Source organism: Mucilaginibacter gossypiicola (assembly GCF_900110105.1).
Taxonomy (GTDB): domain Bacteria; phylum Bacteroidota; class Bacteroidia; order Sphingobacteriales; family Sphingobacteriaceae; genus Mucilaginibacter; species Mucilaginibacter gossypiicola.
Genome location: NZ_FOCL01000004.1, coordinates 252276 through 264937 on the forward strand (window position 1 = coordinate 252276; position 12662 = coordinate 264937).

The window sequence follows — 12662 nt, forward strand, 5'->3', positions numbered from 1 at the left end:
ATTCTTTAATTCATGAAATTCAACAAATTCGGGTTCAGACATTCAGATTTCAGACAGTCAGCTTTCCTTCTACCGAATCGTCAATTGTTTTGCCTATGGCAGCGCCGGCGAGCCGTTTAACAAAGGCTATGGCATTGCCGTGTTTATTGTCCCAATAGTAGCCCTCGGTAGGTTCAACTTTGATTATGCTGATGCGCGGGTCATCAATGCCTTCGGTAAACCATACTTTTAATGTGGGTTCCCATAGTTCTTTGATCTTTTCTTTGTCTTCGGTAATGCTTGCAATCCCGTAAAGATTTAAGAAATCAGAATATCCTGATCCCTGGAAAAGCAGGTGAACAAATGGATCTTTGGTTAATTCATCGTTTTTATGGCTGTCATTAGCGCTAAGAAACCAGAAATTACCTTCATCGTCGATTTTCTGCGCAGACATCGGTCGTACAGAAGCCGGTACGCCGGTTTTAATATTGCTCACAAAGAAGCAACTTTTCGCGCTTTCCGCAAGTTCTTTGATCTTTGCGAGAGCTTCCGGGCCGTTAAGGTCCTTTATGTTATCCTCGGGTTGTTGTTGATTTATACTATCCATTTTTAAGTTTTTGTTGGCAAATGTTATAAGGGTAACCAATTAAAAACTCAATTGTGTGGGTGAATTTAACTTAATAGATAATTATTTATTTATAAGTAGTGTGTGGGCCCCGGTGTATTTCCGTTACGCCATTGCGAGTAACCACCAGAGATACTCTGGAAAAAATCGTGATGACGAGCAGAATATATTTTAGGGATGTTGTGCGGAGGCCGCGTTAGGGATTGCAGTGTAAAGCCCGCAGCGTGTGTAGGGAGTGAGGGTAGGAAAGGCGAGGACTTGTAACGGAAAGCCCGGGCCGCAGGCAACGCCCATGTTATAAAATCGATTTTTAAAATATATTTAATAATCAACAACTTACGATCACGTCATTATAAGGTACGAAGCAATCGCGAACTTTACAGAGGCATTAGCATGGCCTGGTCACAAACCCCTCCAGGGGCCACCACACAAAACTTGCGCCATTAAAATAATATTAATTAGAACATTGCCTGCTTACCCAAACACCACCATTCTGTCCGGATACTTAGAGGCGTAAGTAGCTACAATATTTTTGATGTAATCATTCCCCGGGTAGGGAGTGAGGTAGCTTTTAAGTTGCTGCACATTATTGGCATCAAAGTAATGAGAGATATAGCCCATGCCATAAAATTGGCCTTTCTCAACTAAAATACAGCTATGTTCATCGCCGGTGCGGCCTTCATCCCGGATGGCATAGGTAGGCAAAGCTTGTTTTAGCTGATCTACTGCATTGTTTACCTTCGCATTATAACTTTCCGGAGGTTCAACACCTTCGCAGGCACAGCTACTTCCGGCTGCGCCGGTACATAGCTCATTGTTTTTTTGTATAAAGCAAAGCTTAGGGCACAAGTCAAAGGTCTCTATCAGTTTGTTGAGCAGGTTATATCCGTCAAGCAGGGAGTTGCAGGTATATATCGGATCGCTGTATTTACGATATTTATCCACCGCGAGGCGAATATAGCCGCGCTGGTCTTCAAATGCGTAGAGACAGAAAGCATTTTCAAAACGTTTTAATGAACGATTGTATTTAGGCCACAGGCGTTTGATTTCGATGGCTTCCAACACAAAGGCGATGAGCTCAGTGCCACAAACCTGATAGCTGATCTGATGAATATTACGCAAAAACTCCTGACGTTGAAAGCCGGGATTATTGCCCGTAAAATGACTGCTTACGCGTTTCTTAACATTTTTGGCCTTGCCCACATATATCACCTTGCCTTTTTGATCATGAAAGTAATATACTCCCGGTGTATAAGGCAGCTGGTCGATATCTTTTTTTGATAGATTAGGCGGCAGTACCTGATCTTTTGACCCCAGTTTAAGCGACTGTTTAATGTGCCCATCTGTATCGCTGTTTAGTAGCAGTGTAAACAGTTCGGCCGTAGCTTCGGCATCACCCATAGCCCGGTGGCGGCTTTGATTATCAATACCAAGATGCTTACATAACTTACCTAAACTGTATGAAGGCAAGCCCGGCAATATCTTACGGCCAAGCCTTACGGTACATAGCTTATTGGTTTGCAGATCATATCCTGCCGCAGCAAGATGGTATCTTACAAAAGAAAAATCGAAGTTTACGTTATGGGCAACAAAGATCTTACCATGAATGAGGTGGTAAATATCAGCAGCTACATCCTCAAAAGGAGGGGCGTCTTTTACCATTTCGTTGGTAATACCGGTTAATGCGCTGATGTAGATAGGAATTTCACGCTGAGGGTTAACGAGGGTTTCAAATCGCTTCACCACCTTCTTACCGTCATGTATGCATATGGCTATCTCGGTAATGCCATTTGCGCTGGCATGTCCCCCGGTGGTTTCGATATCGACAATTGCATACATTATTTCAAATGTAATATAATTTTGCTAATTATTTTAGTTGGATGATGTAAAAAAAACGTCATTGCGAGGTACGAAGCAATCACGAACTATACAAAGCGGCTCTGCTTATCGGAGATTGCTTCGTACCTCGCAATGACGGCTTGCGGAAAAACAAAAGCCCCTGGGAAATTTTCCCAGGGGCTTTTGTTTTTCCGGACTGCGGACTGCGGACTTCCGACTAAAGACTTAAGATTTTTTATTCTTGTTAGCCTGAATCTGTTGTTGCTGGCGCATCATCTCTTCCATTTTAGCGCTAAAACCTGATTTTTTCTTTTTGGTATCTTCAGGTTTCTTTTTGTTTTCCTGGATCTGGGCATGGATCTTCTTATCGTCAACCATGAATTTGATCAGGTATTGTTGTAAGAAGGTGAACATATTGGCCAGGAAGTAATAGTAGTTCAAACCGGCAGGGTAGCTATTCAGTGTGAAGAGGAACACAAGCGGAGTGATGTAACCAATGTATTTCATTTGTCCTGTAGCACCCGAAATCTGGTTGTTGAAATAAGTATAGATCAACGTTGAGATGGTCATCAGCAAACACATTAAGCTAACGTGGTTAACGCCACCAAGGAAAGCTACAGGAGCAAACTTGATAACCGAATCATAGGTTGAAAGGTCATGCATCCACAGGAAACTTTCGCCCCTTAGCTCAAATAAGCTTGGGAAAAAGCGGAAGAATGCAATAACTATCGGCATCTGAATTAGCAATGGTAAACAGCCGCCTAATGGGTTAACACCTGCTTTTTTGTACAGTTTAAGGTATTCCTGCTGTAAAAGGGTAGGATTATCTTCACCAACTTTCGCTTTGATCTCATCCATTTCGGGCTTCAGCACACGCATTTTAGCCATTGAAAGGTATGATTTGTAAGTAAGCGGTGATAATACCAGTTTAAGCAAAACGGTTAATACCAGGATAATTAAACCGTAGTTCCAGTTAAACTTGTTAAGGAAGTTAAATACCGGCAATACCGCAAAACGGTTGATGTATTTTAACGGTCCCCAACCCAGGTTAACCATTTTGTCCAGGTCATGGCCTTGATCTTTAAGTGTGTTAAAGCGGTTAGGGCCAAAGTAAAACTCCAGTGGCAAAGAACCATCAGTGCCGCGGGTAAGCGACAGGTCGGCCTTCATTTGTTTTACATCAGTGGTGTCATTAAAATCGGTATTAACAGAAACATCTGTTTTGGTGATGGTATTCTTTGCAATCAACACATTTGAAAAGAAGTGCTGTTTGAAACCAACCCACGCCATTTTTTTATCGCTGATGGTTTTCTGGTCGTTTTTAGTTTCGCTGAGGTAATCAACATCGCCATCGGTATTGTAGTAATATACTGTTGAGTATTGGCGCTCCTGTTTGATGTCCTTTTCCTGTTTGTGCAGGCTGGTTGCCCAGTTAAGGTCATAAGTACTGCTATTGGCAATTACAGCATCAAGGCCAGTAGGTTTAATGGTTAAACCAAGTTTAAAACCGTCACCTTTTAAGCTGTATATATAATCAATATACTGGGTTGGGCTGTAGCTTAAACGCATAGTAACCGAACCCGAATCTTTTTCGGCTACTGTAAGCGCTTTTGCACTCGGTGTAAAATAGTAATTGTTGGTATTGATATTGGCAACACCGGCAGCAAACTTTAATCCAAACTGGTTATTGTCGCCGCTGAAAAGTACTAACGGTTTTTTATCAAAAGTTTTGTAGTTTTTTAACTCAACTGATGCAACTTTACCGCCCTGGGTGCTTAATTTAATAAGCAGTTCTTTATTCTCAATAGTAACAAACTCTTCTTTGCCAACTGAAGCGGCGCCGAAAGGCATTTTCAATAAAGCCGAATCAACTTTGGCTGTTTTGGCGGTATCAAATTTAGCTGCAGTTTTAGCAGCGGCGGCAACAGCTGCACCAGCTTTTTTCAGCGAATCCTGATGCTGTACTTCGCGCTCTTTTTTAAGGTCGGCTTCCGATGGCTTTAAAAAGTATATCGAGCCGGCAATGATCGCCATGATCAGGAATAATCCTGTAAACGTATTTTTATCCATTATCTAATTATCGTACAATTACTTATTTTTTGCGGGCATAAGCCAGCGAAGCGGCGACAAAGTTAATAAAAAGTGGGTGCGGATTAGCAACTGTTGATTTTAATTCGGGGTGAAATTGCGAACCAACAAAAAACGGGTGGTTTTTTAACTCAACAATCTCCACCAGGCCATTGTCAGGATTTATGCCCGATGGGGTAAGGCCGGCGGCCTCATATTGTTTAAGGTAGTCATTATTAAACTCATAACGGTGGCGATGCCTTTCCGAAATATGGTTTTTGCCGTAAATAGCCGCTGCTTTTGTACCTTTTTTAATATCACAAGGATAAGCGCCTAAACGCATTGTCCCGCCTTTCAGGGTGATGTTTTTCTGATCTTCCATCATGCCGATAACCGGATGCGGTGTTTCAGGGTTCATTTCAGTACTATTGGCTTCTTCAAGGCCTAATACATGGCGGCCAAATTCAACCACAGCGCATTGCATACCTAAACAGATACCAAAGAAGGGGATATTATTTTCGCGCACATGACGGATAGCCTGAATCTTACCTTCAAAACCACGCTCACCAAAGCCAGGGGCAACCAATACACCGTGTACGCCCTTCAACTTTTCAACAGCGTTTTCAGGTGTTAATTGTTCTGACGGGATGTATTCAACGCGTACTTTACATTCCTGTTTAGCACCGGCATGTATAAAAGCTTCGGTGATTGATTTATAAGCATCCGGTAGCTCAACATATTTACCAACTAACGCAATACGTACATCGGCTGTTGGGTTTTTAAGGCGCCCAAGGAAATCTTTCCAGTTTTCGAGGCTTGGTTCGTTTTTGTGCGGAAGCTTTAGTTTGGTCAATACGGTTTTGTCAAGCTGCTCTTTCAGCATTAACAAAGGCACGTCATAAATACTTGGCGCGTCAATTGATTCAATAACAGCGTTGATGTTTACGTTACAGAACTGGGCAATTTTTTTACGGATATCGTTAGTGAGGTGATGCTCGGTACGGCAAACCAATACATCTGGCTGGATACCATATTCAAGCAACATTTTTACCGAGTGCTGTGTAGGTTTAGTTTTCAATTCGCCGGCAGCAGCAAGGAAAGGCACCAAAGTAAGGTGAATAACCAAAGAGTTGTTTGAGCCAATCTCCCAGCGGAATTGCCTTACAGCCTCAATATATGGCAATGATTCAATATCGCCTACAGTACCGCCAAGCTCGGTGATCACGATGTCATATTCGCCGTTTTCGCCCAGGATGCGGAAGTTTCTTTTAATTTCGTCGGTAATGTGAGGTACTACCTGTACAGTTTTTCCTAAAAAAGCACCTTCACGTTCTTTATTGATCACGTTTTGATAAATACGACCGGTAGTGATGTTATTAGCTTTTGAAGTAGGGGTGTTCAGGAAGCGCTCGTAGTGGCCAAGATCAAGGTCGGTTTCGGCACCATCTTCAGTAACATAGCATTCGCCGTGTTCATAGGGGTTAAGCGTTCCCGGATCGATATTGATATAGGGATCGAACTTTTGGATGGTTACGCGATAACCGCGTGATTGAAGGAGTTTGGCTAAAGAAGCAGAGATTATACCTTTTCCTAACGATGAGGTAACACCGCCCGTAACAAAAATATATTTAGTCATGATTTTTTTTGAAAATGACCGGGCTTTTATACCGCGACCAATTGTTTCTGTACGGGATACAAAAGTACGAAAATTTTCACGCTTCGGCGTATCTGTTTTTCAAAAAAGGAAACTGTTAATGTGTTTTGTTTGTAAGTTTCTTTTAAAGAGTAAGTTAGGTATTTGTTTGCAGGAGGTGTGCCGAAAGTGAGGCGGTGTTAAACACTTTCCTTTTGCCTGCTGTACAACTCAATTTTGCGGTGCAGTTCGTTGGGGTTAAAAGGTTTGCTTACGTAATCGTTCATGCCAACCGTAAATGCCATATCCTGGATATCAAGCATAGCAGATGCAGTGAGGGCTATTATTGGCAATTTTTTGTATTTGTCGCCCGGTAGTTCGCGTATGGCACGGGTAGCCTGATAGCCATCCATTTCGGGCATTTGCAGGTCCATTAAAACCATATCATAGTTACGGGTTTGCACCAGCATTAAAGCAATTTCGCCGTTTTCGGCCACATCGCATTCAACCTCCCATTGTTTCATAAATTGTTTGGCCAGTATCACGTTGATCTGGTTATCCTCGGCAATTAACAGCCTTGTGCCTTTGAGGCTTTTTAAGCGATAAAATTCATCGCCATCGGCTGTGCTGCTCAATTGTCTTTTACTGTTTTTAAAGGTAAGGCTGAAGTTAAATACCGAGCCTTTTCCATATTCACTTTCAACGGCAATGTCGCTGCCAAGCAGTTGCAGCAGGCGTTTGGTAATAGTTAGCCCTAATCCCGTGCCGCCATATTTGCGTGTGGTATCTGAGCTTGCCTGGCTAAAACTTTCAAAAATATGATCAATTTTATCTGGCGTTATGCCTATACCTGTATCGGCTATTTCAAAATCAATGGTTGATGAGTCAATTGTGCTGTTGGCTAACGACGCGGTTACCGTTACTTTCCCTTTATGGGTAAATTTTACAGCATTGCTCATCAGGTTGGTGAGAATCTGGCCCAGGCGTACCGGATCGCCAATAATAGCATTGGGCAGGTCCTGATCCATCATTAGCTTTATCTGGATGTTTTTTTCGTTTGCCTTTTGCAGCAGGGCCAGTCGGATATTTTTAATCAGATCGGTGAGACTGAAATCAACGCTTTCAAACTCAACTCCACCAGCCTCTATCTTGCTGAAATCCAATATATCGTTGATGAGGACTAATAGGTTTTCGGCCGAAAACTTGAGGAAGTTCAGAAACTCCATTTGTTCCGGTTTCGGATCCTGGTGTATGAGGAGGTGCGTAAAACCGATAACCGCGTTCATCGGCGTACGGATTTCGTGGCTCATGATACTCAGGAACTGCGCTTTGGCCATAGCCGCCTTTTCGGCAAGTTCTTTTGAGTTAATGAGTGCAACTTCCAGTTCTTTAGCTTTTGCTATCCGCTCATGTAAAAAACTGATGATATGGATGAGGTCATCGTCCGAGTCGGAGATGTTTAGTTCAGCATCAGGATTAAGCGCTTTTATAGCTTCTTTTAACTGAGAGATAGAACGCTGTTTGATCTCGTTTTGCAATCTCAGGTTATCAGTAACCGTTACATATTCACGCTCACTTACGTTAAAGGCATGATCTGCCAGTTTTATCGACTTTTCAAAATTTTTAAAGCTATTGTTTACTGCACCTAAAAACTGCAAAATAGCACCATCTTCCAGGTATTGCGCCGGGAGCAATTTCTTAATCTGCTTATCCAATAAGTGATGGTACTCCATAAATCAGCGTTCGGTAAAGGTTGTGATAGTCATGGTTTGGTTGTGTAGCTCGCAATTTGACCCTTTATTAAGGGGGGATAATTCTCCATACGAATAAAAGCCAGCCATAGATGTTTTATCGCCGAAAATATGTTTAGCTGCCATTAATTCCTCGTCTGTACGCTCGTTAAGCACTAATTTACGGCCTACGCAGCTAATCAATATCGCCAGGTCTGCCTGTTCGGGGCCAATTACAGCGTCGGTTGCGGCTGATGAGGAAGCGCTTATCAGTTTATCAAAATTGGCTTTCATCAGGCGTACTTTACTGCCCTCGGGCAGGTTGCCGGCAAAAGTCATTGATTTTTCCTCCTCGTTAACGCTCAAAATAGTCCGTACCAGTTTTTTGTCGGAGCCTTCAATAGTTAACGATAATGGAAACAGCAGTGCGGAGCCAGGTAGTTCTTTCGCATACTCGCCCAGATATTCTTTGTAAAGATCCAGTGCACTCTTTCCGTCTATCTCAAAAAGTACATTTTTATCCGACCGGCTGATTGTCCGTTGCGGCCCAAACTCTTCCCAGCCGCCACTTGAGCCATGACTAATGTGCAGGTTATCGCCATAAAAACCAATGGCTATTACATTACCTTGTGTGGGAGCGGCGTTGAGGCTTGTAAATGTACTGCTGAACCGCGCCGCATCGCCGGCCAAACCGCCGCTAACGGGAACCTTATCGGGATTATCGCGGTTAAAACCATCAACCAGTTCGCTGCCGTTTATAAAAGTACCGTCGGATATGATAAATACACAATTTAGGCCTTTTTTATCCAGCTGCGCCATCAGGAAAGCACCGGTTTCGGCGCTATTGGCTTGTGCGTTTACATGGGTAGCTGTACAGGCTATGGTTGATTTTTCCAACTCAATTGCAGTTACAACTATGCTGTCATCATATACATCACTGCCTATGATTTCGCCAGATGTAGAGGCAAAGACGATATTGGCATTAGGATAACCCGTTTTAAGATAATCATAAATTTGGGGAGCAGTAATTAGCTGTGGTGCCCCAAAAGCAAGTACCAGCTGGCATTTTTCAGCATTAAAGTTAGGATCGGCAAAGTAGTTTACCCAACCATTGTGTACAAAGTGATGTTGCCTTATCCTCATAGTGGTTTCAGGTTAATAACACTGCTATGCTATACATGAAGTTAATGAATTACAAAGCAATAATTGGTTAAAATACTAAAGTATTAAACGGATTGTTGTTATGGTAAATAAACTTAATTTTAATAGTAGAGCTATGTTGCAATCGTTTAAGCAGCCGTTAATATTACTCGTTTGATTGCTTATACGAAAGAGTTACAGTAAGGTTGTAAGCGCAGCAAACGATGCTTTAAAAATTTAAGGAGGTTGATATTTAAATAGTAAAAACTATATATCAAATTTCAATTTCTCCAAATCCTCCGGTACATCAACCGCGTGGGTTTCCAGTTCGGTTTCGGCAACTTTAATGCGGTAGCCGTTATCTATCCAACGGAGTTGCTCCAGGCTTTCGGCTTTTTCAAGCGGGGATACCGGTAGTTTGGTAACTTCCTGCAATACATCTGCGCGATAACCGTAGATGCCAATGTGTTTAAAAAAGGCATGAAATTCCAGCCAGTTTTCAGGCTCCTGGCCGCGGATGTGGGGCAGGGTGGCCCGGGAAAAATATATAGCTTCTGATAGTTTGTTGATTACCACCTTGGGCGAATTGGCGTTATGCAGTTCCTGTTCGGTCAGGATTCTTTTTACAAGGGTGGCCAGTTGTGTATCCTGGTCATTAAAGCAGGTGGTTAGTTTAGTGATCTGTTCGGGATCTATAAAAGGCTCATCGCCCTGGATATTGATGATTACATCATAGCCCGGATGCAGGCGGGCTACTTCGGCACAGCGGTCGGTGCCGCTTTGGTGGTTGGCGCCTGTCATTACAGCAACGCCGCCAAAACTGTTTACATGGTTAAAAATCCGGTCATCATCGGTAGCTACGATAACTTCGCTCAGGCTTAGGCACTTTTTAGCCTGCTCATACACACGTTGGATCATGGTTTTACCACCGATATCAACCAGTGGTTTACCGGGAAAACGTGACGACGCGTAGCGGGCTGGGATAATGCCTAAGATTTTCATTCAAAACTAATTAAAACAACCCGTTAATTTCCCTCTCAATCAGGTTCACAATGGTAGCCATGTCTTCGGTGTTGTTGGCAAAATCAAGATTGTCTTTATCAAGGATCAGGAGTTTACCCAATTTATAGTTGTTGATCCATTTATCATACTTCTCGTTCAGTTTTGAAAGGTAGTCTAAACGGATGCCTATTTCGTACTCACGGCCCCGGCGCTGGATATTGCTTACCAGGGTAGGTACCGATGCCTTAAGATAAACCAGCAGATCGGGTGGTTTAATAAACTCGGTTATATTCTGAAAAATTGATTCGTAGTTTTCGTAGTCGCGGGTAGTCATCAAACCCATATCATGCAGGTTTTCCGCAAAAATATAGGCATCCTCATAAATGGTACGGTCCTGAATGATGTTGTGCCCGCTTTTTTGGATATCGATGATTTGGCGGTAACGGCTATTCAGGAAGTAGATTTGCAGGTTAAAGCTCCAGCGTTTCATATCGCTGTAAAAATCCTCTAAATAAGGGTTGTTATCTACAGCTTCATACAATGGGTCCCACCCGTAATTTTTGGTCAGCATCTCGGTAAGGGTAGTTTTTCCGGCGCCAATATTTCCTACAATAGCTAAGTGCATATTTTTTTGTTGATGTCTGAATCAGAATTTTTCTAATTTACAGAATTGTCAGAATTAAAAAAGTTTTCACTTAAATTCTGACAATTCTTAAATCCTGAAAATTCTGATCAAAATTTCCTGAAGCCGATGATCTCTCTAACCTCTCTTATTGTTTTTGATGCGCTTTCGCGGGCTTTTTCTGCTCCCATTTCGGCTACCTTACGCAGGTAATCAGCATCATTAGCAATGGCGTTGATCCTGTCGCGGATAGGGGCGGTTGCCAGTACCATATCTTCGGCAAGCTGTTTTTTTAGATCGCCATAGCGGATAGCCATCTTATTATATAGTTCGTCAAAGTGGGCAACGGTATCCGGCGTTGATACTACTTTCATCAAATCAAACAGGTTTTGGATTTCCTGTGGTTTTTGCTGGTTTTCAACTGTTGGTCCGCTGTCTGTTACTGCACGCATTACCTTTTTGCGGATAGCTTCAGGAGTATCGCCCAAAAATATAGCATTGCCTTCGCCTTCCGATTTGCCCATTTTTCCTTTGCCATCTAAGCCCGGGATCTTTACCAAACTTTCGCCAAAGCTAAAAGCAAAAGGCTCAGGGAAATAATCGTGATTATAAAGCCTGTTGAACCGGTTGCCAAAAGTGCGGGCCATTTCAAGGTGTTGCTCCTGGTCTTTACCAACAGGTACCTTTACGGCTTTGTGGATAATGATATCGGCAGCCATTAATACCGGATAGGTTAACAGACCTGCGTTCACATTTTCGGGGTTGGCGCGAACTTTATCTTTAAAAGAAGTGGCACGTTCCAGCTCGCCCAGATAAGCGTTCATGTTCAGGTACAAGTATAGTTCGGTAACCTCCGGAACGTCGGATTGTACGTATATCGTAGCCTTTTCAGGGTCGATACCGGCAGCTAAATATTCTATCAGCACCTGTTTTACATTGCCATGTAAATTGGCAGGTGTGGGGTGTGTAGTTAACGAGTGGAGGTCGGCAATAAAGAAAAAGCAGTTATATTCATGCTGCATTTTTATAAAGTTTTGCAACGCTCCGTAATAATTTCCTAAGTGTAAGTTTCCGGTCGATCGGATACCACTAACAACAGTCTCCATAGTGTGGCGAAAGTAAGGAATTTTTCTATTTTTGGTGATGATGAAAATGATATTGAGAAAAGTGCACGTATACCTTTACATTGTGAGCGTAGCCCTTGGCTACCTTATATTATGGCCTTTTTTCTATTATTTTTCGCGCAGCCCTGAGCGTTATCGTACGCTCAATTCATTCAGAAGGCTTTGGGGATTAGTTAGTTCGGCCTTTGTTGGGATTTTTTACCGTTTTGAATACGAACAACCTATCGACTGGAGCAAGCCATACATCATTTGCCCCAATCATAGCTCAAACCTTGATATTTCGGCAATGTGTATCCTGGTGAAAAGCAATTGCTGTTTTATGGGTAAGCAAGAACTTGAGAATGGCCTTGTAACCGGTCTTTTTTTTCGTACGGTGGATATCCCTGTTAATCGGGACAGCAAAATGTCTTCGTTCCGGGCGTTTAAAAAAGCGTCCGAAAAATTACAGGAAGGTGTATCGCTTATCATCTTTCCCGAAGGTGGTATTTCAGACAACTACCCACCTCAGCTTTGTCCGTTTAAAAACGGTCCTTTCAGGCTGGCCATAGAACTTAAAATACCTATTATCCCTGTATCATCGGCAAATACCTGGCAAATACTTTGGGATACAGGCACCAAGCATGGCAGCAGGCCCGGCTTTTGCAAATTTAAAGTTCATAAGCCTGTTGAAACCGCTCATCTAACCGTCGACAATGCTGATGCCTTGCGTGACGAGGTGTTTGAAATTATAAATAATCATTTAAAACAGGGAGAAGTTACAACTACTTATGGTAGTCAATTTTCGGGCACTATGCAGCAGACCGGGAATTTGTAATATATTTGTACATAAACCCATTGAAACGGCCTGTTTAACTTTAAATAATGCCTGCGCTTTGCGCGATGAGGTTTACATTATTATAAA

At 42.6% G+C, this 12662-nt stretch carries 10 protein-coding genes; 1 reads left to right on the forward strand and 9 read right to left on the reverse strand.

Annotated elements, in window-relative coordinates:
- Positions 1-49: 49 nt before the first annotated feature.
- From BMX50_RS14810 to trpS, 9 genes are all read right to left on the reverse strand, one after another.
- Positions 50-586 carry a pyridoxamine 5'-phosphate oxidase family protein gene (locus tag BMX50_RS14810; RefSeq protein ID WP_091211837.1) on the reverse strand — a complete coding sequence of 179 codons (537 nt, stop codon included), beginning with the start codon at positions 584-586 and terminating at the stop codon, positions 50-52.
- Positions 587-1078: 492 nt separating this feature from the next.
- Positions 1079-2443, reverse strand: a complete 1365-nt coding sequence (locus BMX50_RS14815) for an exonuclease domain-containing protein (protein ID WP_091211319.1) — start codon at positions 2441-2443, stop codon at positions 1079-1081.
- A gap of 225 nt (positions 2444-2668) precedes the next feature.
- On the reverse strand, positions 2669-4513 hold the full coding sequence (gene yidC, locus BMX50_RS14820) for a membrane protein insertase YidC (RefSeq protein WP_091211320.1): 1845 nt from the start codon (positions 4511-4513) through the stop codon (positions 2669-2671).
- Positions 4514-4535: 22 nt separating this feature from the next.
- Positions 4536-6146 carry a CTP synthase gene (locus BMX50_RS14825; protein ID WP_091211321.1) on the reverse strand — a complete coding sequence of 537 codons (1611 nt, stop codon included), beginning with the start codon at positions 6144-6146 and terminating at the stop codon, positions 4536-4538.
- A 197-nt stretch (positions 6147-6343) separates the two neighbouring features.
- Positions 6344-7876 (reverse strand): ATP-binding protein, encoded by a 1533-nt coding sequence (locus tag BMX50_RS14830; protein WP_091211322.1) that lies wholly within the window; start codon positions 7874-7876, stop codon positions 6344-6346.
- Between the two features lie 3 nt (positions 7877-7879).
- Positions 7880-9016 carry an FIST signal transduction protein gene (locus BMX50_RS14835; protein WP_091211323.1) on the reverse strand — a complete coding sequence of 379 codons (1137 nt, stop codon included), beginning with the start codon at positions 9014-9016 and terminating at the stop codon, positions 7880-7882.
- A gap of 264 nt (positions 9017-9280) precedes the next feature.
- Positions 9281-10015, reverse strand: a complete 735-nt coding sequence (gene kdsB, locus BMX50_RS14840; protein WP_091211324.1) for a 3-deoxy-manno-octulosonate cytidylyltransferase — start codon at positions 10013-10015, stop codon at positions 9281-9283.
- Between the two features lie 10 nt (positions 10016-10025).
- Positions 10026-10640, reverse strand: coding sequence for a deoxynucleoside kinase (locus tag BMX50_RS14845; protein ID WP_090524476.1), 615 nt, complete (start codon positions 10638-10640; stop codon positions 10026-10028).
- Between the two features lie 107 nt (positions 10641-10747).
- The gene (gene trpS, locus BMX50_RS14850; protein WP_091211325.1) at positions 10748-11743 is read right to left on the reverse strand and encodes a tryptophan--tRNA ligase; all 996 of its coding nucleotides are present in this window, start codon (positions 11741-11743) and stop codon (positions 10748-10750) included.
- 37 nt (positions 11744-11780) lie between these two features.
- On the opposite strand from trpS, the gene BMX50_RS14855 reads away from it, so the two are divergent.
- Positions 11781-12575, forward strand: coding sequence for a lysophospholipid acyltransferase family protein (locus BMX50_RS14855; RefSeq protein WP_244281000.1), 795 nt, complete (start codon positions 11781-11783; stop codon positions 12573-12575).
- The last annotated feature ends 87 nt before the right edge of the window (positions 12576-12662 follow it).